This window comes from Streptomyces sp. NPDC017991, assembly GCF_044328075.1.
Taxonomy (GTDB): domain Bacteria; phylum Actinomycetota; class Actinomycetes; order Streptomycetales; family Streptomycetaceae; genus Streptomyces.
The window spans coordinates 345648-370303 of the sequence record NZ_JBIRGP010000009.1 but is presented as its reverse complement, the minus strand read 5'-3'; the positions used below and the strand labels follow the sequence as shown (position 1 = coordinate 370303).

The window sequence follows — 24656 nt, the reverse complement described above, 5'->3', positions numbered from 1 at the left end:
GGCTCGCAGCCACCGGCACGACCGCAGCACCGCAACACCGCAGTCCCCCGAAGTACCACGTCAGCGCCGCACCGCAGTCCCCATGACCCGGTCCGGGAGCCGCTGGGACGCGCGGGGCGGCGGGCCGAACGTCCGGACGACGACACGGCCCGCCGCCCCGCGCGTCCGCATGTCCCCGACCGACGTCCGCATGTCCCCGACCCACCGCGTGACCCCGTATCCGCGTGACCCCGAACGCATAGGCCCAGGGTCGCTTGTCGTCATATCCGCCGCCAGGTGGCGTCAGGTGGCGCGAGGTGGCGACAAGTGGCGCGTACGCACTGCATATCCGCTGTTTCCCAGCGGTAGTAAGCACCTTGGTGGCAATCTGCTCAACAGCAGATACGCAAAGTACAGGCAGTCCGCAGCCGGAGGTGCACGTCCCGTGGCGTCCAACGTCAATCCCACCGTCAGACGACGCCGGTTGGGCCAGGAGCTGCGAAGGCTCCGGGAGCTCAAGGGCATGACGGCCGAAGAGGTGGCCGAGCGGCTGCTCGTCTCGCAGTCGAAGATCAGCCGTCTGGAGAACGGGCGGCGCAGCATCAGCCAGCGCGACGTCCGTGATCTGTGCGGGGTGTACGAGGTCGAGGACGTCCGGATCGTCGATTCGCTGATGCAGATGGCCAAGGACTCGCGTCAGCAGGGCTGGTGGCACTCCTTCGGCGACATCCCGTACAGCGTCTACATCGGTCTGGAGACCGACGCGGCGAGCCTGCGCGTGTACGACCCGCTGGTCGTGCCGGGCCTGCTGCAGACCCGTCCGTACGCCGAGGCCCTGATCCAGGGCGCTCTGCCGGAGGCGGCGGCCGGCGACATCGACAAGCGCGTTCAGGTGCGGCTGCGGCGACAGGAACGTATCTCCGACCTGGAGAACCCGCTGCGGCTGTGGGCCGTCCTCGACGAGGCGGCGCTGCGCAGGACCGTCGGCAACAAGCAGGTGATGATCGAGCAGTTGGAGCATCTCGTCGAGATGTCGCACGTGCCGCATGTGACGGTTCAGGTCATCCCGTTCGCGATGGGCGCCCATCCGGGGGTCAGCGGCCAGTACGCCATCCTCGAATTCCCCGACGCGGCCGACTCCAGCGTGGTCTACATCGAGGGCGTCACGAGCGACCTGTACCTGGAGAAGGCGAACGACGTCCAGAAGTACAGCGTGATGTACGAGCATCTGCGGGCCCAGGCGCTCAACGCCGACCAGTCGCGGGAGTTCATCGCGGACGTCGCGAAGGACTACGCGCACTGAGGTACGCCGGATGGCGGCGGGAAGATACACCCTCCTCCTATCCCGGCGGAAGACTCAGCTGGCATATGTCACCCGGTCGAGTGAATAGTCGCTTCGCACACCGATGTTGGCGAGTAGCGTCGATCACGCCAAGGGGGAAGAACCTTGGCGCAATCCGAACCGTGGGCTCCGTAAGGAACCCGCAACTCGGTGACAGCTACTCAGCAACCGGCCACCGGAGTGATCATGGCAATCAAGCAAGGCGTCACGGACACGTGGACGAAGTCCTCGTACTCGCAGGGAAACGGCGCGTGCGTCGAGGTCAAGTCCCCCGTCACGGCGGCGATGGCCGTCCGCGACTCGAAGGTCGACGAAGGGCCCGCGCTGGCCTTCCCGGCGGAGTCCTGGAACGCGTTCGTGGCAGAAGTGGGCCGGGGCACCGTCTGACGACGACGGAGGCCTCGCACAGCACGACCACCTCCGCGTCACTCGCGCCACCCGCGTCATCCGCGTCATCAGCACCCGAAGAAACAACCTCATCAACAACCGCATACGCAAGTGGACCAACAACTGCATACGCACCGTGAAAGAGCCCTCTCGACTGGCCCGCCGTCCTGGCCGAGGGGGCTCGGCCCTGTCCGCACCCGCCTCGAAGATCCTCCCGCAATTGTGCGCATGCTGCGCAGGTATCGCGCATGAAAGTCGTCGTCATTCCCATGGATCTTCATTTACCGGTGGCATCGCCACGGCCCGCCGACGGAAATGCATACCGATCGCTGACAAACACACTCAGTCGGCCCACTGCTCGCATACCGATCCGGTTCTCAACCGACCGTTCCCGTTCGATTACAGTGCTGAGTTGTCGGCCGTACGGACGAATCGGATCGGGATCTCGGGAGGCCTCGGTGGGTGCGACAGCCGGTGCCGTCTGGGGCCGTGCCGAACAGCAGGATTTCCGCAGCCGGGTGCGTGGCACGCTCCTCGGCGCGGCCGTGGGCGACACGCTGGGCTCGCCCGTCGGCGACCTCTCGATGGAACAGATCCGTGCGGCGCACGGCGCGGAGGGGCTCACCGATCTGGCCCACGGGTACGGCAGACGCGGGGCCGTCTCCCATCTCACGCAGCTCACCCTGTTCTCCATCGACGGGCTGATAAGGGCCCAGGTCCGCCGGGACACCGGGGCCTGGCATCCGCCGACGGATCTGCACCGGGCGTATCTGCGCTGGGCCGCCACCCAGCGCGACTGGGGCCCGGACGAGCGGCGCAAGGAGGACGGCTGGCTGGCCCGCGAGGAGTGGCTGTACGCCCGCCGTGATCCCGCGCGTGCCTGTCTGCTGGGCCTCGGGGACGAGACGATGGGCACCCTGGACGCGCCCAAGAACCCCGACCAGCGGGGCGTCGAGGCCGCGACCCGCTCCGCGCCCTTCGGACTCCTCGTCGGCTGGGAGCCGCAGCTCGTCATGCAGCTCGCGGTGGAGTGCGCGGCGCAGACGCACGGCCACCCGCTCTCCTACCTGTCGGCGGGCGCGTACGCGGTCGTCGTGCACGGTCTCGCGCGCGGTGAGAGCCTCGACACGGCCGTCCAGCGGGCGTTGCAGCTGCTGGCACCGCGCCCGGGGCAGCAGCAGGTGGCCGAGGCGCTGCAGCGGGCGCTGGGGGCCGTACGGCAGGGCATGCCGTCGCCGTCCCGGGTCGAGGATCTGGCCGGGGAGGGCACGGCCGAGGGGTTGCTCTCGGTGGCCGTGTACTGCGCCCTGGTCGGTGAGGACAGCCGGCACGGGCTGTGCCTGTCGGTGAACCACGGTGGCGCTTCGGGTGCCACCGGCGCCCTCACCGGTGCGCTGCTCGGCGCCCTGCACGGCGAGACGGCCCTGCCGCCGTCCTGGCTGGCCGAGCTGGAGGGGCGCCCCACGATGCTCGTCCTCGCCGACGACTTCGCGATGGAGATGACCCAGGGCCCGGCCCTGCACGGCCCGGCGGGCTCCTCCCCTGGCTGGCTGGCCCGCTATCCACGCGGGTACGCGGCCCTCTCCGGCACGGGCGCCGTCCCGGTCCCGGCCGGCCTGACCGCCCGGGGCTGACACACCCGGGCGAAGCCCCCTTTCCTGCCGCCGTCGCCGACGACGAGTGAGGGTGGCCGCTCGTCAGGAAGCGGCCACCCTCACGGTCGTATCCACGCGTCGTACGCACGCGTCGTGCGCGCGGTTCGGTGCCAGTGCCGTGGCACTAGTCCTTGACCGGCGTACCCAGTACGTCGTCCACCGGGCCGGCGGGGGACGGTACCGCCGCGGCGGCGGAACCGCCGTCATCGCTGTTGATCTTCGCGATGAGCGCGTCCCGTTCCGGGCTGTCCTCCGGCCGCACATATCCGATGAGGATGTAGAGGACGAGGGACACCGCGAGCGGGATCGACACCTGGTACTGGAGCGGGACCCCGCCGTCGACGTTCCAGCTGATCGGGTAGTTGACCAGCCAGAAGGTGACGAGGCCGACGCCCCAGCTGATCAGCGCGGCCGTCGGACCGCTCTTGCGGAACCACGGGAGCAGGCCCAGCATCAGCGGGATCGCGATCGGGCCCATCAGGCCGGCCACCCACTTGATGACGACGGTGATGATGTCGCCGAAGAAGGCGGAGTTGACCTGGGTCGCGATGGCCATCGACAGACCGAGGAAGAGCAGCGTGGCCCAGCGCGCGGCCAGCAGCCCCATCCGGGTGTCCCACTCACGTGCCTTGCGGGAGACCGCGGGCATGATGTCGCGGGTGACGACGGCCGCGATGGCGTTGGCGTCCGAGGAGCACATCGCCATCGTGTGGGAGAAGAACCCGACGATGACCAGCCCCAGCAGCCCGTGCGGCAGCAGGTGTTCGGCCATCAGCGCGTACGAATCGGCCGGTACGTCGGTCTTGATGATCAGCGGCGCGACCCACATGGGGAAGAACAGCACCGCCGGCCAGACCAGCCAGAGCGAGGCGGACAGGATGCCCGAGCGCGTGGCGGACTTCGCGGAGTCCGTGGCCATGTAGCGCTGGGCCTGGTTCCACATGCCGCCGTTGTACTCGAAGGTCTTGATGAACAGATACGCGATCAGGAAGACCATCATGTACGGGCCGGCCAGCGGCTTGGTGTGCCCGTCGAGCGCGGGCTCGTCCCAGACGCTCCACAGGGTGCTGAAGCCGTTCAGCTCGGCCATGACGGCGACGAGCATCGCGATACCGGCGATGAACTGGATGACGAACTGGCCGAGTTCGGTGAGCGCGTCCGCCCAGAGGCCGCCGACCGTGCAGTAGATCGCGGTCACGAAGCCGGTGAGCAGGATGCCCATGTTGAGCGAGACGCCGGTGAAGACGGACAGCAGGGTCGCGATGGCGGCCCACTTGGCGCCCACGTCCACGATCTTCAGCAGGACGCCGGACCAGGCGAGCGCCTGCTGGGTGGGCAGGTTGTAGCGGTTCTTCAGGTATTCCAGGGGCGAGGACACGTGCAGTCGTGAGCGCACCCGGTTGAGCCGGGGCGCGAACACCTTCGCGCCGATCGCGATGCCGATGGCGATCGGGAAGGACCAGGTGACATAGGAAGTGACGCCGTACGTGTAGGCGATGGCCGCGTACCCCGTGAACATGACCGCGCTGTAGCCGGACATGTGGTGCGAGATGCCCGACAGCCACCACGGCATCTTGCCGCCGGCCGTGAAGAAGTCGCTCACGTTGTCGACCCGTTTGTGGGACCAGACACCGATCGCGACCATCACGCCGAAGTAGCCGATGAGCACGGCCCAGTCGAGACCGTTCATATGCCCTCTCCCAGGATCGTCAGGGTCGTGAAGCGCCCGCTCATCGTGGGTTCGATGGCATGACTCCGACAACAGCCTGTGCGGTCAAAGGGAGGTAAAATAGTTCTGCTTACTGACCTCGGTTCATGTCCCTGAACATTTTGGATCAGGTCACCGAACGAGGCATGCGGGCTCTATCGCATCAACTCCCCCGCGTTGACCAGCAGCGACTGTCCCGTGATCGCCCGTGCCCGGTCCGACGCCAGAAACACCGCGGCGTCCGCCACGTCCGAGTCCGTGGCCAGCTCGGGCAGCGCCATCCGCGAGGTCAGCCGCTCCAGCACCTCGGCCTCCGGTACGCCCTCGGTGTACGCCGTGAACTGCACGTACGCCTCGACCGGCGGACCCCACATCCAGCCCGGGAGCACGGTGTTCACACGGATGCGGTCCGGTCCCAGCTCCCGCGCCATGGAGTACATCGCACTGGTCAGCGCGCCCTTCGAGGCCGCGTACGCCGCCTGTCGCACCTGGGAGGGGGCGGCGACGGACGACTGCGTGCCGATGACGACCACGGATCCGCCGCGCTCCTTCAGCACGGGCAGACAGGCGCGGGTCATCCGCAGCGTGCCGAGCAGGTTCACGTCGAGCACGGCCTGCCAGGTGGTGAAGTCCGCGTCCTGGAGGCCGCCGAAGTAGCTGTCCCAGGCAGCCACGTGAACGACCGCGTCGAGCCGCCCGAACCGCTCACGGGCCAGCGCCGCGAGCGCGTCGCACTGGCCCTCGTCGGTGATGTCCGTGGCCCGGTACGCCGTGTGCGCGCCGCCCGGGTCGAGTTCGGCGGCAGCCTTGGCGAGGTTCGCCTCGGTGCGCGCCCCGAGCACGGCGTTCCCGCCGTCCCGCACGACGGCCGCCGCGACCTGGTGACCGAGCCCGGCCCCGACCCCCGACACGACGACGGTCCTGCCCTGGAGCAGTGACATTGCGGTCCTCCCGGCTCTGGCGGTCGACCTGACGGTCCGTCAGAGTAGGTGCGTCCGGCAGAGGAAGGAAGAGGGAGGAAGGGGAGCGCCATGCCCGAGGAGACGCCCGACGGCCCGACGGCCGGTGCGGCTGCCGGCACGCGCGGCGAGGTGTACGGGGAGCTGGCCGCCGTCGGCCCGTACGGGGTGCGTCCCGGCCATGCCCTGATCACGATGGTCGAGCCGCATCCGGGCCACGAGTACGCGTACAACCGGTGGTACGAGGACGACCACTACTACGCGGGCGCGATGGCGATGCCCTGGATGTACGCGGGGCGGCGCTGGGTCGCCACGCGCGATCTCCAGCTCCTGCGCCGTCCCGAGAATTCGGCGGTCGCGCAGCCGGTCACCGCCGGCTGCTACCTCTCGACGTACTGGGTCACGGACGGCCGCCACGACGACCACATGAAGTGGACCGTGGGCATCAACAAGCGGCTGAACAGGGACGGCCGGGTCTACCAGGACCGAACGCACGTCTTCACCGCGTTCCAGGACCACGAGGCCACGGTGTACCGGGACGGGGCCGCCGGGCCGCGCGACTTCCACGCGCTGGACCATCCTTACGCGGGCCTCGTCCTGCAGGTCGTCGACGCCGAATCCCCGGCCGGGCGGGCCGAGTTGCTGGAGTGGCTGCGCTCCCGGCAGCTGCCGAAACGGCTCGCGGGCTCCCCCGCCGCCATGGTCACGGTCTTCCGCCCGACCCCGCTGCCCGGCGACCGTATGACGTACGTGAAGCAGGTCGAGGGCGTCGATACGCGGCTGACGCTGCTGTGGTTCCTGGAGGCGGATCCGCGGGACTGCTGGGAGGAGTACTTCACCGGGCTGGAGGCGCCCGTGGCCGGGACGGGTCTGGGGCGAGTGGAGCTGGTGGCGCCCTTCATCCCGACGGTGCCGGGCACGGACCGGTACGTCGACCGGTTGCGGTGAGAGCGGTTGCGGTGAGAGGGAAATTCGGTGGTCCGCGTGGCGCGGATGGTGTCAGGTGTCAGGTGTCCGTTCAACAACACGCCTGACAGCGAGGGGACTTGAGGATGGCGGCAGCACGGGCTCTACCGGTCACCGCGACTCTGCTCACCGGCACGGTCGCGCTCTACATCACGCTTGTGGCGTTCGGGAACATCACCGACTTCGGCACCAACCAGCAGTTCGTCCAGCACGTTCTGGCCATGGACACCACCTTCGAGGACGACGACCTGATGTGGCGGGCCGTCGAGTCGAAGGGGCTTCAGGACGCGGCGTACGTCGCGATCATCGTGTGGGAGACGGTGGCCGCGCTCGTTCTGATCCTGGGCACGGTCCAGTGGGTTCGGCGCGATGCGGTGCGGGCGCGGCGGACCTCCACGGTGGGGCTGTTGATGCTCATGCTGCTCTTCGGCGCGGGGTTTCTCGCCATCGGTGGCGAGTGGTTCGCGATGTGGCAGTCGGAGGACTGGAACGGGCTGGACGCGGCGATGCGGGTGTTCTTGCTGAGTTCGGTTGTGTTGATCGTGATCCACCTTCCCGTGGACCGGGTGTCGGGAACGGACGGCTAGGGGGTCCTCCCGGGAGGCCTGGGGAGGGCCGGGGAGGCCCGGGGAGGGTGGACAGGGGGTCCGGGGGCCTGCGGGCCGGTGGGGGCTGGTCGCGCAGTTCCCCGCGCCCCTTGACGGGGCTGCGCCCCGGACGGGGCTGGGCCCTGGACCGTTGTCGAGTGGCTGCGGGCCGGTGGGGGCGTGTCGCGCCGTTCCCCGCGCCCCTGGACGGGGCCGCGGCCCCGGACGGGGCTGGGCCCCCGGGACCGTTGTCGGGTGGGTGCGGGACGGTGGGGGCTCGGCGCGCCGTTCCCCGCGCACCCTAGGGCTCGGGGGTGAGTTCGTCGCGGGATCTTGTTGTCTCTGTCAGCAAGGGCTCTATGCGGCGGGCGTCGGCATCGGGGCTTGTCCGGAGGTCCCTGAGGATCAGGGTGAGGGTGGCCAGGTCGTCCCAGTCGGGGGGCAGGGCCAGGAATTCGGCCAGGCCCTGCTGCGCGGCCGGCCAGTCCGACAGGGCGCAGGCCAGGAAGCAGCGGGCCTGGGTGCGTTCCAGGTCGCCCAGTGCGCTGTCCGCGGCGGGCAGTTCGGCGTCGGCGGCCACCAAGGACGCCAGTTCCCGCCAGAGGGGCTCCGCGGCCGGCAGGCCCTCCGACTGGCTCACCGTCATCGCCAGTTCGAAGGTGCCCGGGATCGGGGCCCTCGCGCGCAGCCGTTCAGCCATCAGGCGTGCCTGCGGCCACTGTCCGGCATGGCGGTGCGCCTCGCAGCGCAGGTCGTCCAGGTCGTCCGCGTCGTCCGCCGCCGACAGTCGTGTCGTCGCCTCCGCCCAGCGGTCGCACTGTGTCAGGAGTTCGATGGCCGTGCGGCGCGCCCAGGCCGCCTGTGACGCCGGTTCCAGCGTGGCGCAGCGGTCCAGGTCGGCGAGGGCCTGCCCGGTCCGTCCGGTCGCCAGGCAGACCCGCGCGCGCATGGCGTACGTCCAGCCGTCGTCCGGGCCCAGCGCCAGGGCGCGGGAGAGATGGCGGAAGGCTTCTTCGTACTGCCGCATGAGGAGGTGGGTGCCGCCCAGGCCGCTCAGACAGGCCGACACGGTCTCGTCGTCCGGGCTCCCGTCCAGTACGCGGCCGAAGACCGCGACCGCCTCCTCGTACCGGCCCTCCTCGCGGTACTCCACGGCCAGTTCGTGACTGATCCAGTCGATGTCCGGGGCCGTGTCGACGGCTCGCTCCAGGGCCGCGAACATGGCCGGCCGGTCGCCGAGTTCGTCCTTCACGCGGGCCGTCATCACCAGCGCCCACGCGTAGTCGGGCCGCAGTTCGACGGCTCGGCCGAAGTCGGCCAGGCTCTCCTCGTAACGGCCCAGGTCGCACAGGGCCGCGCCGCGGCTCGCCAGGGCGGAGGCGTAGGCGGGTTCGAGGGTGAGCGCGCGGGTCAGTTCGGCGACGGCCTCCTCGGGGCGGCCGGCGAGCCGGTAGGCGTCCCCGCGTTCCGAGGCGACCCAGGCGGCGTCGGGTGCGACGCGGACCGCCCGGTCGAAGTCGGCGAACGCCTCGGCCGGTTCGCCCCTGGTACGGCGCAGACGGGCCCTGCGCACCAGCGCCCAGGCGTTGTCCGGCTCGATGCCGAGCGCCCGGTCGAAGTCGGCGAGCGCCTCGTCGTAGCGCCCGAGCGCGTGCCGGGTCACGGCCCGGCCGGTGAGCGGATCGGCGTCGGCCGGGACGAGGGCGACCGCGCGGTCGAAGTCGGCGACGGCTTCCTCGAAGCGGCCCGCCAGCCGGTAGGTCTCCGCGCGCGCGGCGATGATCCACCCGGTGCCGGGGGCCAGTTCGTCCGCCCGGTCGAGGGCGGTGAGGGCCGCCGGGAAGTCGTCCAGCAGCTGGTGGGTGTAGCCGCGGCCGTAGTGGGCCCAGGCGAGCCGCGGATCGAGCTCCAGGGCCCTGCCGTACTCCTCCAGGGCCTGGCGGTGCTCGCCGCCGTAGCGCAGTTCCCGGCCGCGCAGGGTGTGCGCGAGGGCCCGGCCCGCCGTGTCCGGGCCGGGGCGGGCCAGGAGCAGGGCCATCGCGCCGGCGATCCCGGCCGTGTCGTCGTCGAGCGCCTCACCCAGCCGTTCGCCCCACTGTGTGAGGTCGGTGTCGTCCGTGTCGCGGCCCGCGTCCGCCAGCATCCGCGCCCAGGCCCGGCCGAGGACGGCGTCCTCGCGGCAGGCCTCGACCAGCGTCCGCAGTGCCGCGCCGAGCGCCGCGGGAGGTCGCGCGCAGAGCAGGTGGTAGGTCTCCTCCAGGCGCAGTTCGCGCCACTCCTCGTCGGTCCACGGGTTCTCGGTCTCCCGTCCCGCCTCGGCCTCGGTGCGCCAGCGGGCGAACGTCTCCGCGAGGCGTCGGTGCCGTGCGGCCCACTCCCGCCGGGAGCGGCGTCGCTCCAGCCGCAGCATCGGGGCGCGTACGACGTCGTGGTAGCGCACGCGGGCCCCGCGCTCGCCGACGAACGGCAGCCCGGTCAACCAGTCGTACAACTCGTCCGGGTCCCCCGGCAGGTCCGGGCCGCCGTCCGGGTGGCAGACCAGGGCCCGGAAGACGTCCGCGTCCAGTTGCCGGGGCAGCGCGCAGACGCGGGCGACCTGGCGGCGGGTGTCGTCGGGCTCCCACTGCAGGAAGCGTTTGACGGCTCCGGCGCTCGGGTCGTCCACGTCGTCCGGGTCGCCGGGTCGGGTCTCGGCGAGCGTCGAGACGAGGACGGGCAGGCCGCCGGTGAGGCGCAGCACCTCCTTGACGACCGGTTCGGCGACGACCCCCTTCCCGGCGAGGAGCCCGCGTGACTCGGACTCGGTGAACGGTGCCAGCGGCACGTCCGCCACGGAGCCCGTGCCGCTCCAGCGGGCGGTGTCCAGGGGGCGCTGTCCCGCGGTGACCACCAGGACGGTGGCGGGCAGTCCGCCGTCCGCCTCGTGGCGTGTGACCAGGTCGTACAGCCACGGGTCGAGGAACGGGCCGGTTCTTTCGTAGGTGTCGAGGAACAGGACGATCCAGGGGGTGGCGGAGGCCGCCGTGCGCAGTTCGCGGAGCAGGACCGGGGTGAGCACCTTCTCCGGGGACATGACGAGTTCGATGTCGTCGGGGTTGCGGAAGCGGGCGCTCAGGCCGGTGCGCAGGCGGTCCGCGCCCTGGGCGAGCAGGTCGGCGGGCAGGGCGCTCGTGAGGAGGCCCGCGCCCGGTACGGCGGCCTCCACGGCGGCGAGGCCGAGTCCGACGGCGGTCCTGCTCCCGGCGGACGCCGGCTGCGGTGGCGGCTGCCCCTGCTGGTGTCCCTGCTGCTGCGCCTGCTCCGCTGCCAGGGCGGCGAGGGCGGCGGCCTCCGCCTCGTGCCGCCGGTCCCGGTACACGGCGAGCCGCCGCTCCAGGTCCTTCAACCGCCGCCCCTGGTCGGCGAACTGGTGGCACACCTCGGCCATCGCCTCCGGCACGCTGCCGGCCCGCTCGTCGACGTACGCGGTCAGCGCCCCGCGTTCGCGTGCCAGCTGCCGCAACTCCTGGACCAGGAACGTCTTTCCGACGCCTGCGGTGCCGTGCACATGGAAGCGGAAGCGCCGGCGGGCGTCGCCCACGGGGAGGTCGAAGTTCGCGAGGAACGCGGCCCGTTCGGCGTCCCGCCCCACGAATCCGGTGCGGTTGCCCCGCTGGATCAGCTCCTGCCACGACGGCCCTGCCTGTGCCACCGGTCCGCCTCCTCACCACACGCCGGGTCACGTACGGGTCCCAGTGTGGATCAGCCGGGCCCCGGTGTAACAGGAGTTGGCGGACGACGTGCCGTCTCGACCGGTCGGCCCGCGGCTGCCAGAGTCGTAGGGAGCGGACCGTGTTCAGGAACCGGGCCGGGACGGGCGAACGCGAAGGCGGGCCGGAGTCGTGCAGTCAGTCGGCGGTGACAGCGGGTCGGACGCGCACGTCATCTCCACTGTCATGCGGCTGAGCGGTGACACCACGTGCATCGCCGCGGCACGCCGCCTCGCGGCCGAGTTCCTCACCCGCGCGGGCACCGAGCAGCACGTCGCCGTCTCCGCCCATGCCCTGGGCCTCACCCAACTGGTCGTCAGCGAACTGGTCACCAACGCCCGCAGACACGCCCCTGGGCCCGCCGTGATGGAGCTGCGCATCGCGGGCTCCACGGTGGAGGTGACCGTGCAGGACAGCGTCCCCGTACGGCCCACCATCCATGCCTCCGACCCGCAGCGCATCGGCCGGCACGGCCTGGAGATCGTCGCGGCCGTCGTCGAGGACTTCTACGTCCAGCTCGAACCGGCCGGCAAACGCGTCACCGCCCACATCGCCCTGACCGACAGTCCCGCCCCCCGCTCGCAGAAGCCGTGAGCGGCCGAGGCGCGCGGCGACGGCGGCGGTGGCCGGGTGCTCGCGGCCTCCGGCTGTTTCACGACCGCCTCCGGCTACTTCACGACCGCGACCGTCGTCCCCGCCGTGCCGAACTTCCACACCGCGTCCCCGTCCGCCGTCTTCATCCGGACGCCGCCCGTCGTCGCACCCGACTCGGGCGGCGGCGGGGAGGAGCCGTCGAGGGCATTGGAGAAGGCGACGTTGACGCCGGACGCCACGGCGAAGTAGACGATGTTCTCGATCTCCACACCGTCACTGCCGGTCGCGGCCTCGCGCCGGGTACCGACCGTGTACGTACCGGGGTCCGGGCTCACCGTCCCCTGCCAGACCTTGAACGTGCGCCGGGGCGCGTCGCTCGCGTCGACCAGCCACACCCGGCGCTGCGCGAGGGAGTAGACGATCCGCCGTCCCGTCCCGGAGCCGTCCGGCACGGCGACCGGCGCGGACTCGTCGGGCGAGGCGGAGGGCTTGGCACTCGCCGAGGGGCTGTTCGACTCCTTGCTCGCCGACGCGGTCGGCTGGGGCCCGTCCGCGGCCTTGACGGCCAGCACGGCCACCAGCACCAGGGCGGCCGCGGTCAGACCGGTGACCCAGGCCCACGAGGGAAGCCGTCGGGCAGGCACGGGCACGCATCTCCTCAGCTCTGGCTCACCCCGTCGGAGACACCCCGTCGGAGGTCCGATCATCCTACTCCGACGGGGAACTCCCTCCGGAACCGGCGGCCCCGCCCGCGCCGGGGCACGGCCCCCTACTCCAGGACCGGCAGCAGTTCGGGCAGGTGCCCGTCGGAGACCGCCGCGGCCTGCTGCCGCTCCTCCGGCACCTCCCCGTACAGCGTGGTCCGCGGCTTCGCCGGGCGGCCCGCCGCCTCCGCCACCGCGATCAGGTCCTTCACGGACTTGTACGAGCCGTAACTCGACCCCGCCATACGGGAGATGGTCTCCTCCATCAGCGTGCCGCCGAGGTCGTTGGCGCCGGAGCGCAGCATCTCGGCAGCGCCCTCCGTGCCCAGCTTCACCCAGCTGGTCTGGATGTTGGGGATGTGGGGGTGGAGGAGGAGCCGGGCCATCGCGATCACCGCGCGGTTGTCGCGGGTCGTCGGTCCCGGCCGGGCGATCCCCGCCAGGTACACCGGTGCGTTGGTGTGGATGAAGGGCAGGGTCACGAACTCCGTGAATCCGCCGGTCCGCTGCTGGATCCGGGAGAGCGTGCGGAAGTGGCCGAGCCAGTGGCGGGGCTGGTCCACATGCCCGTACATCATGGTCGAGGACGAGCGGATGCCGAGTTCGTGGGCCGTCGTGACGACCTCGATCCAGGTCGCCGTCGGGAGCTTGCCCTTGGTGAGGACCCAGCGGACCTCGTCGTCCAGGATCTCCGCGGCGGTGCCGGGGATGGAGTCGAGGCCCGCCTCCTTCGCGGCGGCCAGCCACTCGCGGATGGACATACCCGTACGGGTGGCGCCGTTGACGACCTCCATCGGCGAGAACGCGTGGACGTGCATGCCGGGCACGCGCTCCTTCACCGCCCGCGCGATGTCGAAGTACGCGGTGCCGGGCAGGTCGGGGTGGATGCCGCCCTGCATGCAGACCTCGACGGCCCCGACGTCCCAGGCCTGCGCGGCCCGGTCTGCGACCTGGTCGAGGGAGAGCGTGTAGGCGTCCGCGTCGGTGCGGCGCTGGGCGAAGGCGCAGAAGCGGCAGCCGGTGTAGCAGACGTTGGTGAAGTTGATGTTCCGCGTGACGATGTAGGTGACGTCGTCGCCGACGGCCGACTTCCGGACGTCGTCGGCGATCCGGCAGAGCGCGTCCAGCGCCGGGCCGTCCGCGTGGAGCAGGGCGAGGGCCTCGTCGTCGGTGAGGCGGGTCGGGTCGTCGGCCGCGGTGGCGAGGGCCGCCCGCACGTCCGTGTCGATCCTCGACGGGACCATCCCGGGCGCCGCCGCCTCCCGCAGCGACTCCCAGTCGCCGTACACGTGGTCGTAGTCCTCGCGCCGGTCGGAGGTACGGCCCTCGGTGTCGATGGACGCGTGCAGATCCGTGCGCCCCGACGACGTGAACGCCTCCTCGGGCTCCTGCCACGGGTGGCCCTCCACGACCGCGTCCGGCACGGCGAGCCCGGTCTCCGGGTCGGCGAGGGCCCGTACGTGCGGGAGCAGGCGCGGGTCCAGCCACGGCTCGCCCCGCTGGATGAACTCCGGGTACACGCAGAGCCGTTCGCGCAGCTCGAAGCCCGCCTGTGCCGACTGCTCGCGCAGCAGGTCGATCTGCGGCCAGGGGCGTTCGGGGTTGACGTGGTCGATGGTCAGCGGCGAGACCCCGCCCCAGTCGTCGATCCCGGCGCCGATCAGCCGCGCGTACTCGGAGTCGACGAGGTTGGGCGGCGCCTGGAGGCAGGCGGCGGGGCCCATGATGTGCCGGGCCACGGCGACCGTCGCGATCAGCTCGTCCAGCTCGGCGTCGGGCATACCGCGCATCGCCGTGTCCGGTTTGGCGCGGAAGTTCTGGATGATCAGTTCCTGGATGCCGTGGTAGGCCCGGGAGACCCGCCGCAGCGCGAAGAGGGAGTCCGCGCGCTCCTCGTACGTCTCGCCGATGCCGATCAGCAGTCCGCTGGTGAAGGGGACGGAGGAGCGGCCGGCGTCTTCGAGGACGCGCAGCCGGACGGCCGGCTCCTTGTCCGGCGACCCGTGGTGGGGGCCGCCCGGCTCGCTCCACAAGCGGGTCGCGGTCGTCTCCAGCATCATGCCCATGCTCGGCGCGACGGGCTTGAGCCGCTGGAAGTCGGTCCACGACATGACACCGGGGTTGAGGTGGGGCAGCAGGCCCGTCTCCTCCAGGATGCGGATGGAGATGGCCCGTACGTACGCGATCGTGTCGTCGTAGCCGTGCGCGTCGAGCCATTCGCGGGCCTCGGGCCAGCGGTCCTCGGGCTTGTCGCCGAGGGTGATCAGGGCTTCCTTGCAGCCCGCCGCGGCGCCCTTGCGCGCGATGTCGAGCACCTCGTCCGGGGACATGAACATGCCGTGCCCGGCCCGGCGCAGCTTGCCCGGGACGGTGACGAACGTGCAGTAGTGGCACTTGTCCCGGCACAGCCGGGTGAGCGGGATGAAGACGCTCTTCGAGTACGTGATCACGCCGGGGCGGCCCGCCGCCGCCAGGCCCGCGTCACGCACCCGGGCGGCGGACGCGGTCAGGTCGTCCAGGTCGGCGCCGCGCGCCTGGAGCAGCACGGCGGCCTCGGTGACGTCGAGGGCGACGCCGTCGCGGGCGCGTTTGAGGGCGCGGCGCATGGCGTTCTCGGTGGGCCCGGTTCCGGAGGTCGCGGAAGTCGTCATCCTTCGAGCATACGATCGCAGTGATCAGGCACTACTGGTGTGCCGTGTCACAAACGGCACACCGGCGCCACCCCACGGACGCGACCTGCTGAGGCGTCCTACAGGTACGGCGCGAACTCGTCCAGTACCCGCAGTACCTCGCCCTCGCCGGCCGGGGGCAGCTGCAGGACGACCTCCTCGATGCCGAGGTCCGCGTAGTGCGCGAGCTTTCCGGCGCCGGGCAGTACGGCGTACGGCACGACCTGGAGGCTGTCGGGTTCGCGGCCCGCCTCGGCCCAGGCGGTCCGCAGCACGGGCAGCGACTCGGTGAGGCCCCGGCCGCCGATCGGCAGCCAGCCGTCCGCGTACTCGGCGATGTGCGAGAAGAGCTTGGGCCCGGCCGCTCCCCCGACGAGCGTGCGCGGACCGACGAGGGGCCCGCGCGGCTTCTGTACGGGCTTGGGGTACGCGTGGCTGGCCCGCACGGAGTCGAACCGGCCCTCGTACGCGGTCGGTTCGGGTGACCACAGGGCCCGCATCAACGCCATCCGGTCCCGGCCCAGCTCCCGCCTCGTACGCCACTCGACGCCGTGGTCGGCCGCCTCCTCGACGTTCCAGCCGAAGCCGACGCCGAGGGTGAAGCGGCCCCCGGAGAGGTGGTCGAGGGTCGCGATCTGCTTGGCGAGGTCGATCGGGTCGTGCTGGGCGACCAGGGTGATGCCGGTGCCGAGCGCGAGGGCCTCGGTGACGGCCGCCGCCTGGCCGAGGGCGACGAAGGGGTCGAGGGTGCGGGCGTACTCGGGCGGCAGTTCACCGCCCATCGGGTACGGGGTGGTCCGTTCCACGGGGATGTGCGTGTGTTCGGGCAGATAGAGCCCGGCGAAGCCGCGTTGCTCCAGCTCACGGGCGAGCCGGGTCGGAGTGATCGTCTCATCGGTGAGGAAGATCGTCACGGAGATGCGCATGCCCCCATCTCTACCGGCCCGCGGTACAGGTGTCCATACCGACCAGTCGGCATTCACAGGCGCACGTGTTCACACCGCGTCGTACGAGTGGTCCGTGCCCGAAAGCTGCCGATCCCCTTCCCTTGCCCCGCAGTTCACGGCTGAATACCAGAGTTGCCGGTACCACCCCTGCACCGCCCATGCACTCACGAGACCTGGGAGCAGCAGACATGTGCGAGGACGACCACCACGGCGTCGGCAGACGCGCCCTGTTCGTGACGGGGGCCGCCGCCGCGCTCACGTTGGGAACCGTGAGCTTCCCGAGCGAGGCCGCCGACGCGGCCCAGGCATCCGTGACCCGGACCGTGCGCGGCACCCTGCCCACCGGAGCGCCCGACTTCGTGTATCTGCCGGTCGAAGTCCCGTCCGGAGTACGGGAGATCAAGGTCGCGTACACCTACGAGCGGCCCACCGTCCCGGCGGGCACCGCGGGCAACGCGCTCGACATCGGGATCTTCGACCAGCACGGCACCGAGCTGGGCGGACGGGGCTTCCGGGGCTGGTCGGGCGGAGCGCGCACGGAGTTCTTCGTCCGCGCGGACGACGCGACGCCCGGTTACCTCCCGGGCCCGGTCCGCGAGGGCACCTGGCACATCGCGCTGGGCCCCTACACGGTCGCCCCGCAGGGACTCGCGTACGAGGTCACCGTCACGCTGACCTACGGCGAGCCGGGCGAGGCGGTGAAGCCGGTGTACCCGCCGTCGCGGGCCGAGGGGCGCGGCCGGGCCTGGTACCGGGGCGACTGCCATCTGCACTCCTGGTACTCGGACGGCCGCCGCACCCCGGCCGAGATCGCGGCGCTCGCGCGCGCGGCGGGTCTCGACTTCATCAACTCGTCCGACCACAACACGCACTCCGCGCACGCCCACTGGGCCGACCAGGCAGGCCCCCACCCGGACGGCGAGCTGCTGATCCTGCTGGGCGAGGAGGTGACGACGAGGAACGGCCACGTCGTCGCGCTCGGCACGGATCCGGGCACGTTCGTCGACTGGCGCTACCGGGCCCGCGACAACCGCTTCGGCAAGTACGCGCGCCGGATCCGCCAGGCGGGCGGTCTGGTCGTCCCCGCCCATCCGCACGCCACCTGCGTCGGCTGCAACTGGAAGTTCGGCTTCGGCGAGGCGGACGCGGTCGAGGTGTGGAACGGCGCGTACGGGCCCGACGACGAGGTGTCGCTGGCCGACTGGGACGGCATGCTGGTGGCTTCGGTGCGGGAGGGCCGGGGTGGCGCGCAGGGCGACAAGGGCCGGGACTGGATTCCGGCGATGGGCAACAGCGACGCCCACCGCGATCCCGACCCGGTCGGCACCCCGCAGACCGTCGTCCTCGCCGACGAGCTGTCCCGCGAGGCGATCCAGGAGGGCATCCGCGCGGGCCGTTCGTACGTGGCCGAGTCGAAGGCGGTGTCGCTGTCGTTCTCGGCGACCGGCCCGAAGGGCGAACACGCGGACATCGGCGGCCGGTTGCGGGTGGACCGCGACGACCCGGTCACCGTTCGCCTTGAGGTCTCGGGCACGCCCCGCTGCACGGTCCGTTTCGTCACCGACCAGGGCGTCCTGCACACGAGCGCCGTCCTGCCGGTGGCGGGCTCGGGCACGGTGGAGTGGCGTACGACGGCCCAGTACGCGGCCTACGTACGCGCGGAGGTGCGGCACGAGGCGGCGGCGGGCCCGTTGCCGGGGGCGCTGGCGGCGTTCACGAACCCGATCTTCCTGGGCCGGTAGGGCGGCGGCGGTAGGGCGGCGGCTCGCCGGGTCGGTGAGGGCCGGGCTTCGGGACTGCCCGGCCCCCGCCGTGGTCAGGCGGTCCCGGTGCCGCGCGCCTCGTCGATGCGCTTCTGCTGCAGGGAGGTGAGCCGCCTGACGAAGAAGACGGCCGTCACCGCGCTGATCACTCCGGTGCAGGCGGCGATCTGCGTGTCGATGATGTCGGACATGGCCTGGGAGACGGTATCGGTGTCGTACCAGCTGCTGAAGAAATTGTTCGCGTACGACAGGACGTAGAGGATCCAGCACCACCACCAGGTGTGCATCAGCCAACGCCCGGCGCCCCGGGCCCGGCCCGCCGTCGCCGTCCAGATGTCGTTGGTCATCTGCTTGGGCATGAAGAGGTTGACGAGCGGGATGAACCAGGCGCCCGCCGCCATGCCGGGCGCGAAGCGCAGGCGCACCGGCGCGAAGGCGTCGGCGTTGTTGCGCATGCGCTGGAACCAGAGCGGCCACACGATCAGCAGGGCCAGGCCGACCGCCGATTCGAGGAATTCCACCGCGTCCGTCGCGAAGGTCAGCGCCCCGTAGTCCTGGATGACATCAGGGGTGGCCGCACCGTCCTGCGCGTCGAGCCGGAGATAGGCCTCGCCCAGGACGGCGCCCCGGATCAGCAGGGGCAGGGTGTAGAGGCCGAGCAGGAGGGACAGCCCCACGCCGAGGCCGCGGGCCGAGCGGGCCGGCGGGCGCGGCGAGAAGTAGTGCGGCGAGGGCTGCAGGCTGCCGGGCGGGGGGCTGCCCGCGTGGAGGCTGCCCGGCGGGGGGCTCTGCTGCCAGGGGGGCGGGGACGGCGGGTGGGCCGGGTCGTACGAGACGGGTGGTCCGAAACCCTGCATCGGGGCGGGAGCCGGGACCTGCGCGGCTCCGGCCGCCGGGGCCTGTCCGGCGAGCGCGTGGCTCTGCAGGCGCTGCGGGCTCTGCGGGTCCTCGCTGTTGAGGAGCTGCACGGCGTGGCGGCCCAGCTCGGCCAGCACCTCGCCCGGCAGCCATGCGCCGCCGGTGTCCTCCATGCTCTCGATGCGCGCCAACAGCGTTTCCAGCGCGGGCCGTTGGGACGGGTCCTTCGCGAGGCACCAGGCGATCAGCTGGTCCCAGGGGGCGGGGATCCCGGTCAGGTCCGGTTCCTCGCTCGCGATGCGGTAGAGCAGCGAGTGGATGCCGCCCTCGCCGGTGCCGAACGGCAGCTTGCCCGACGCGGTGTACGCGAGGACGGCGCCGAGGCAGAAGATGTCGCTCGCGTACGTCACGCGCTCGCCGCGGACCTGCTCGGGCGACATGAAGCCGGGCGATCCCACGACGGCACCCGTCATCGTCAGCCCGTCGGTGGACTGCATGGCGGGGTCGAGGGCGCGGGCGATGCCGAAGTCGATGACGCGGGGGCCGTCGATCGTCACCAGCACGTTGGACGGCTTGAGGTCGCGGTGCACGAGCCCGGCGCCGTGGATGGCCTGGAGCGCGCGGACGAGTCCGATGCCCAGGGCCCGTACGGAGTTCGGGGGCAGCGGGCCGTACTGCTTGTCCACCACCTCGGCGAGGGAGGGGCCGGCGACGTAGCCGGTGGCGACCCAGGGGGTCGGCGCCTCCGTGTCGGCGTCCAGGACGGGGGCCGTCCACTCGCCGCCGACGCGCTGGGCGGCCTTCACCTCCTGCGCGAAGCGCCGCCTGAAGTCGGGTTTGCGGGCCAGCTGCTCCTGGACGACCTTGACCGCGACCGTACGGCCGCGGTCGGAGCGGGCCAGGTACACCCGCCCCATGCCGCCCTCGCCGAGTCTGCCGAGCAGTCGGTAATTGCCTATCCAGCCCGGATCGTCCGGGGCCAACCCGTCCATGCGTACGTCCTCTATCCCCGAAACCCCGCCGAATCGCCGCCGTGTCGCCGCCGACGCCTTCGCAGCGAGGATAGGAGATGGGACGGCAGTGGCGCGCGTGAACCCTGGGTCTATCGGCAGTACTTGTCCCCGGCGGGCCGGTGTCCGGTGACCGATCAGCGGGTGACGGCCGGTCCGAGCAGTCGTCGCCGTGAGCGGGACGGCCCCCTGCAACTGGACCAGGTCCACGGCCCCGTACTCCTGGATGCCGAAGCCCGTCCGGACAAGTACCGGCGCCTGCTTGACGTCGTGGAGACGATGGCTCTGCCGCCGGAGAAGTCAGGGGACTTCGTCCACGGCATCACCCGACACCTGTGAAGGGACACGCGATGACCGCCGACGACCGGCAGAAGTCCTCCCTCGGCCAAGAAGGCGAGACCTGCCTGCACGTTGCCGCCTCGGGCCCCGCAAGAACGATCCACCGCATCGGGAGCGGTGCCCCACGCGGAGCGACGCCCGGGGCCTCCCCCGGGGCCTCCCCCGGTGCCTTCGGGGTGCTGCCCGGTGCGGTGAAGGGGCGGGGTAGGCATGGGGCGTGACCGTGATCTGCGGTTTCGGGTCGTCACCCGGGTTCAGCGGTATCTGGCCAACCCCCTGACCCGGCGGCTGCCGTTCCACACGCTCGTGGAGACCACCGGGCGCACGTCCGGGCTGCCCCGGCGCACGCCGGTCGGGGGGCGGCGGGTCGGGCGGGCGTTCTGGTTCGTCTCCGAGTACGGCGAGAAGTCGCAGTACGTGCGGAACATCCAGGCCGACCCGCGGGTACGCGTCCGCGTCGGCGGCCGGTGGCACCACGGGACCGCCCACCTGCTGCCGGACGACGATCCGCGCGCCCGGCTGGCCTCCCTGCCCCGCATGAACAGCGCAGCGGTCCGCCTCGTCGGGACGAACCTGCTGACCGTGCGGGTCGATCTGACCGACTGAGCCGCCGACTCAGGCGTCCCGAGCCTCCGACCCGTTCGACAGGCGGTCCAGCCACTCCGTGAGCAGCGCGCCCTCGGCCCGGGTGAGGGCCGGGGGCGCGGACCGGCGCAGGAGGGCGTTCAGGTGGGCGGCCGTGGAGGGGACGTGGGGCTCGGCCGGTTCCCGTGCCTGCTCCCGCGTCCCGGTCGCCGCCATCACGTCGGGCGTGAACACCGTCGCGTGGACCGCGTCCCGGACCCGGCGCGACACGGACTCGTCCGTGAACGTCGCCGGGCGGGAGACCAGCATCAGGGCCACGCCGACGTTCGCGGACATGATCATCTGGGCCGCCAGCTCGGGCGCCAGGCACAACTTGCCCTGGGCGGCGGCCCGTCGCAGGTCGGTCGTGAGGATGCGATGGGCCTCCAGCGCCGCCGCCGGGGGCGTACGCATGGCAGGCGAGTGCATCAGGCGGAACAGGTTCGGGTTCGCCCGCGCGAACTCGACGTGGGTGGTCCAGCCGTCCCGCAGATCCTCGACCGGGTCCGTACCGGGCGGCCGGTCCCGCTTGGTCGCGAGGTACTTGTCCCAGCCGTGGTCGACGACCGCCGACAGGAGGCCCTCCTTGTCCCCGAAGTGGCGGTAGAGGGCGGGGGCGCCGACCCCGGCCCCCTCGCACACGGCCCTGGTCGACACGTCCCCGTCGGGGGACTGGGCGACCAGGGCCGCCGCCACTTCGAGAATCCGCGCTTTCGTACTCACGGCCGTGACGCTATCCGAGCTCATACGGCGGGCCGCGGGGAGGCCGCCGGAGATGTCCGGGAGGTCCGCGGGGCGAGCAGGTCGTCCAGGCCGATACGCGTCAGGAACCGCGCGCGGACGCGGTCCGCGACCCTGCTGACCTCCTCCGACCCGTCGTCCGAGGGGTCGACGTGGACGCGGAAGGGCCGCTTACCGTGCGGGGCGTCGACGACCTCGACGATCGCGTCGGCCACCAGGGACGCGGAGGTACCGGCCGGTTCGAGGGCGGCGAGGCGCACGGCGACCTGGTCCATCAGGCCCGCGTACCGCTCCTCGTAGGCCGGGATCACCGTCTGCTCGGACGGGTGGCCGCCCGTCGCGAAGTGCTCCGTGCCCGAGGTGAACGCGCCCGGCACCACGATGGTCGTCTCGATGCCGAAACGGGCCAGCTCACCGGCGTACGACACCGCGAGCGCGTCCATCGCGGCCTTCGCGGCGAAGTACGGGGCGAGGTAGGGCGGGGTGCCGCCCCTGGTCGAGGACGAGCCGACCCAGAGCACCAGGCCGTGCTCCTGGGCGCGCAGGTGCGGGAGTGCGGCCCGGTTGACGCGCTGGGTGCCGAGCACGTTGGTGTCGTACACCGCGGCCAGTTCGCCCGGGGTGAAGGCCTCGGCGGGTCCTGTCACCATGTGGCCCGCGTTGTGGACGACCACGTCCAGCGTGCCGGCCTCGGCCAGGACCGTGGCGACGGCGGCGTCCGCGGACTCCTGCGACAGGACGTCCAACTCGACCGTACGCAGGTCGACTTCGTGCGCGGCGGCGTAGGACTCGGCGTCGGCGACCCGGTGGGCGTTGCGCCCGGCCGTGTCCCGCATCGCCGCGTACACCGTGTGCCCGGCGTCGGCCAGCGCCCGCGCGGCGAGCGCGCCGAAACCGGAACCCGCCCCGGTGATGACGATCGTCTTGCCCATGGCGGAACTCCTCAGAGACGAGAGAGGGGAGAAAGGAGAGGCGTGGTTACGCGATGCCGCCGTTGGCGCGGACCACCTGGCCGTTGACCCAGCGGCCGGCCGGGCCCGCCAGGAAGGACACGACCCCGGCGATGTCACCGGGCGTACCGAGGCGCTCCAGCGGCGGCTGGGCGGCCATCCGCGCGATGGTCTCGTCGTCCTTGCCGTCCAGGAACAGGGAGGTGGCGGTCGGGCCGGGGGCCACCGCGTTGACCGTGACGTCCCGGCCGCGCAGCTCGCGGGCCAGGATCAGCGTCATGGCCTCGACGGCGCCCTTGGTGGCCGCGTATCCCGCGTAGCCGGGGAGGGCCAGGGCCAGTACGGAGCTGGAGAAGTTGAGGATCGCGCCGCCCTCGCGCAGCCGGCGGGCGGCCTGCTGGTCGACGACGAAGGTGCCGCGGATGTTGGTGCGGTGCATGCGGTCCAGGGCGTCGAGGTCGGTGTCGACGAGCGGGGCCAGGGTCATGACACCGGCCGCGTGCACGACGACGTCGATCCCGCCGTACGTCGACTCGGCGGCGTCGAAGAGTGCCGCGACCTCGGTCTCGTCGGCCACGTCGGCCCGGAAGGCGAACGCCCGGCCGCCCGCCTCGGTGATCGCGCCGACGGCCTTGTCGGCCTCGGTCCTGTTGCCCGCGTAGTTGACGACGACGGCGAATCCGTCGGCCGCCAGGCGCTCCGCGCTCTCCCGGCCGATCCCCCGGGAGCCGCCGGTGACGACGGCGACGCGGGTGGTGGTGGCGCCGGAGGTGGCGGCGGTCTCGGTGCCGGTTCCTGTGCCCGTGCCTGTCTGCTCGGTCATGACGGTGCTCCTTGTCTCGGCGGTAGCGCTGCTCGCTCTCCGGCAAGAACAACGCTAACACCGATGCCGTACCGACGCTACCCCTTGACCGTAGCGTCGCTACCGGGCGGCGGCACGGCGATCGGCCTTGCGAAGCGGAACAGCGTTCCGTATATTTAACGGAACAACGCTCCGCTTATTCACGAGGTGGCGGGCCCCGTAGTCCGTGCCCTCGCACCACCTGGAGGAACACAGCCATGCAGTACCGCACTTTGGGCCGCACCGGTGTGCAGGTCAGCTCGCTCGCGCTCGGCGCGATGAACTTCGGCAGGATCGGGCGCACCACGCAGGAGGAGGCCACCGCGATCGTCGACGCCGCCCTTGAGGGCGGGGTCAACGTGATCGACACCGCCGACGCGTACAGCGCCGGGGAGTCCGAGGAGATGGTCGGCAAGGCCGTCGCGGGCCGCCGCGACGACATCGTGCTGGCCACGAAGGCGTACCTGCCGATGGGCGACGAGCGCAATCACCGGGGCGGCTCGCGGCGCTGGCTGGTGACCGCGCTGGACGACAGCCTGCGGCGCCTCGGTGTCGACCACGTCGACCTCTACCAGGTCCACCGGTGGGACCCGGCCACCAGCGACGAGGAGACCCTGTCGGCCCTGACCGACCTGCGGCGCGCGGGGAAGATCCGCTACTTCGGCTCCTCGACCTTCCCGGCCTACCGCATCGTGCAGGCGCAGTGGGCCGCCCGCGAGCACCACCTGGGCCGTTACGTGACCGAGCAGCCCGGCTACTCGATCCTGCAGCGCGGGATCGAGACGCACGTCCTGCCGGTGGCCGAGGAGTACGGGCTCGGCGTGCTGGCGTGGAGTCCGCTGGCCTCGGGCTGGCTGTCGGGGGCGATCCGCGAGGGCCGGGAGGTCACCACGAGCCGCTCGGCGTTCATGCCGCAACGCTTCGACACCGCCGTGCCCGCCAACCGGGCCAAGCTCGATGCCGTCGAGCGGCTGGCCCGGGTCGCCGACGAGGCCGGCCTGACCATGATCCAGCTCGCGCTCGGCTTCGTGACCGCGCATCCCGCGGTGACCAGCGCGCTCATCGGCCCCCGCACGCTGGACCATTTGCACGCGCAGCTCGCCGCCGCGGACACGGTGCTCCCGGCCGACGTACTGGACGCCGTCGACACGATCGTGGCCCCCGGCACGGACCTGGCGGCACACGAGAAGAACGACACCCCGCCGTCCTTGCTGGACCCGGCCCTGCGGCGCCGCTGACCACCGGGCGCATGGGTACGGGGCTCCGCGGCCTTCGATCGCACAG

Annotated in this window: 20 protein-coding genes; 10 read left to right on the top strand and 10 right to left on the bottom strand. The window is 71.8% G+C overall.

Features of this window, described 5'->3' with window-relative positions; genetic code table 11:
* Positions 1 to 424: 424 nt before the first annotated feature.
* From ACH4DZ_RS27015 to ACH4DZ_RS27005, 3 genes are all read left to right on the top strand, one after another.
* Positions 425 to 1282, top strand: a complete 858-nt coding sequence (locus ACH4DZ_RS27015) for a helix-turn-helix transcriptional regulator (RefSeq protein ID WP_107015496.1) — start codon at positions 425 to 427, stop codon at positions 1280 to 1282.
* A 225-nt stretch (positions 1283 to 1507) separates the two neighbouring features.
* Entirely contained in the window at positions 1508 to 1708 is a 201-nt protein-coding gene (locus ACH4DZ_RS27010) for a DUF397 domain-containing protein (RefSeq protein WP_398289905.1), read from the top strand.
* A gap of 458 nt (positions 1709 to 2166) precedes the next feature.
* Positions 2167 to 3342: an ADP-ribosylglycohydrolase family protein gene (locus tag ACH4DZ_RS27005; protein WP_398289904.1), complete on the top strand. Its 1176-nt coding sequence runs from the start codon at positions 2167 to 2169 to the stop codon at positions 3340 to 3342.
* Positions 3343 to 3487: 145 nt separating this feature from the next.
* Here the strand turns inward: ACH4DZ_RS27005 and ACH4DZ_RS27000 are convergent, their stop codons facing one another.
* Positions 3488 to 5053, bottom strand: coding sequence for a sodium:solute symporter family protein (locus tag ACH4DZ_RS27000; RefSeq protein ID WP_398289903.1), 1566 nt, complete (start codon positions 5051 to 5053; stop codon positions 3488 to 3490).
* Between the two features lie 173 nt (positions 5054 to 5226).
* Positions 5227 to 6012, bottom strand: coding sequence for an SDR family oxidoreductase (locus tag ACH4DZ_RS26995; RefSeq protein ID WP_398289902.1), 786 nt, complete (start codon positions 6010 to 6012; stop codon positions 5227 to 5229).
* A gap of 90 nt (positions 6013 to 6102) precedes the next feature.
* Between ACH4DZ_RS26995 and ACH4DZ_RS26990 the strand changes: the two genes are divergently transcribed.
* Together ACH4DZ_RS26990 and ACH4DZ_RS26985 are read left to right on the top strand one after the other, a co-directional pair.
* Positions 6103 to 6978 (top strand): hypothetical protein, encoded by an 876-nt coding sequence (locus ACH4DZ_RS26990; protein ID WP_398289901.1) that lies wholly within the window; start codon positions 6103 to 6105, stop codon positions 6976 to 6978.
* Positions 6979 to 7082: 104 nt separating this feature from the next.
* The gene (locus ACH4DZ_RS26985) at positions 7083 to 7583 is read left to right on the top strand and encodes a DUF2165 domain-containing protein (RefSeq protein ID WP_398289900.1); all 501 of its coding nucleotides are present in this window, start codon (positions 7083 to 7085) and stop codon (positions 7581 to 7583) included.
* A gap of 301 nt (positions 7584 to 7884) precedes the next feature.
* Here the strand turns inward: ACH4DZ_RS26985 and ACH4DZ_RS26980 are convergent, their stop codons facing one another.
* Positions 7885 to 11274 carry a BREX system ATP-binding domain-containing protein gene (locus ACH4DZ_RS26980; RefSeq protein WP_398289899.1) on the bottom strand — a complete coding sequence of 1130 codons (3390 nt, stop codon included), beginning with the start codon at positions 11272 to 11274 and terminating at the stop codon, positions 7885 to 7887.
* 190 nt (positions 11275 to 11464) lie between these two features.
* Here ACH4DZ_RS26980 and ACH4DZ_RS26975 point away from each other — a divergent pair, with 190 nt between their 5' ends.
* Positions 11465 to 11926: an ATP-binding protein gene (locus tag ACH4DZ_RS26975; RefSeq protein WP_398289898.1), complete on the top strand. Its 462-nt coding sequence runs from the start codon at positions 11465 to 11467 to the stop codon at positions 11924 to 11926.
* Positions 11927 to 12000: 74 nt separating this feature from the next.
* On the opposite strand, the gene ACH4DZ_RS26970 is transcribed toward ACH4DZ_RS26975, so the two are convergent.
* The 3 genes from ACH4DZ_RS26970 to ACH4DZ_RS26960 form a co-directional block, all read right to left on the bottom strand.
* Positions 12001 to 12576 (bottom strand): hypothetical protein, encoded by a 576-nt coding sequence (locus tag ACH4DZ_RS26970; RefSeq protein ID WP_398289897.1) that lies wholly within the window; start codon positions 12574 to 12576, stop codon positions 12001 to 12003.
* Between the two features lie 119 nt (positions 12577 to 12695).
* A complete protein-coding gene (locus ACH4DZ_RS26965; protein ID WP_398289896.1) occupies positions 12696 to 15281 on the bottom strand; it encodes a bifunctional FO biosynthesis protein CofGH in 2586 nt (861 codons plus the stop codon).
* 98 nt (positions 15282 to 15379) lie between these two features.
* Positions 15380 to 16225: an LLM class F420-dependent oxidoreductase gene (locus tag ACH4DZ_RS26960; RefSeq protein ID WP_398289895.1), complete on the bottom strand. Its 846-nt coding sequence runs from the start codon at positions 16223 to 16225 to the stop codon at positions 15380 to 15382.
* 209 nt (positions 16226 to 16434) lie between these two features.
* Between ACH4DZ_RS26960 and ACH4DZ_RS26955 the strand changes: the two genes are divergently transcribed.
* Positions 16435 to 17988 (top strand): CehA/McbA family metallohydrolase, encoded by a 1554-nt coding sequence (locus ACH4DZ_RS26955; RefSeq protein WP_398289894.1) that lies wholly within the window; start codon positions 16435 to 16437, stop codon positions 17986 to 17988.
* A 74-nt stretch (positions 17989 to 18062) separates the two neighbouring features.
* Here the strand turns inward: ACH4DZ_RS26955 and ACH4DZ_RS26950 are convergent, their stop codons facing one another.
* Positions 18063 to 19859 carry a DUF4328 domain-containing protein gene (locus ACH4DZ_RS26950; RefSeq protein WP_398289893.1) on the bottom strand — a complete coding sequence of 599 codons (1797 nt, stop codon included), beginning with the start codon at positions 19857 to 19859 and terminating at the stop codon, positions 18063 to 18065.
* A 147-nt stretch (positions 19860 to 20006) separates the two neighbouring features.
* On the opposite strand from ACH4DZ_RS26950, the gene ACH4DZ_RS26945 reads away from it, so the two are divergent.
* Together ACH4DZ_RS26945 and ACH4DZ_RS26940 are read left to right on the top strand one after the other, a co-directional pair.
* Entirely contained in the window at positions 20007 to 20216 is a 210-nt protein-coding gene (locus ACH4DZ_RS26945) for a hypothetical protein (protein ID WP_398289892.1), read from the top strand.
* 210 nt (positions 20217 to 20426) lie between these two features.
* The gene (locus tag ACH4DZ_RS26940) at positions 20427 to 20822 is read left to right on the top strand and encodes a nitroreductase/quinone reductase family protein (RefSeq protein WP_398289891.1); all 396 of its coding nucleotides are present in this window, start codon (positions 20427 to 20429) and stop codon (positions 20820 to 20822) included.
* 9 nt (positions 20823 to 20831) lie between these two features.
* Here ACH4DZ_RS26940 and ACH4DZ_RS26935 read toward each other — a convergent pair whose 3' ends face one another.
* From ACH4DZ_RS26935 to ACH4DZ_RS26925, 3 genes are read right to left on the bottom strand one after another with little or no spacing between them, the layout of a single operon-like run.
* Entirely contained in the window at positions 20832 to 21587 is a 756-nt protein-coding gene (locus ACH4DZ_RS26935; protein WP_398289890.1) for a TetR/AcrR family transcriptional regulator, read from the bottom strand.
* The gene (locus ACH4DZ_RS26930; protein WP_398289889.1) at positions 21584 to 22513 is read right to left on the bottom strand and encodes an SDR family NAD(P)-dependent oxidoreductase; all 930 of its coding nucleotides are present in this window, start codon (positions 22511 to 22513) and stop codon (positions 21584 to 21586) included. The genes ACH4DZ_RS26935 and ACH4DZ_RS26930 overlap by 4 nt, the downstream gene beginning before the upstream one ends.
* 46 nt (positions 22514 to 22559) lie before the next feature.
* Complete coding sequence (locus ACH4DZ_RS26925; RefSeq protein WP_398289888.1) at positions 22560 to 23354, bottom strand: SDR family oxidoreductase; 795 nt, start codon at positions 23352 to 23354, stop codon at positions 22560 to 22562.
* A 236-nt stretch (positions 23355 to 23590) separates the two neighbouring features.
* Here ACH4DZ_RS26925 and ACH4DZ_RS26920 point away from each other — a divergent pair, with 236 nt between their 5' ends.
* Positions 23591 to 24610, top strand: coding sequence for an aldo/keto reductase (locus ACH4DZ_RS26920; protein ID WP_398289887.1), 1020 nt, complete (start codon positions 23591 to 23593; stop codon positions 24608 to 24610).
* The last annotated feature ends 46 nt before the right edge of the window (positions 24611 to 24656 follow it).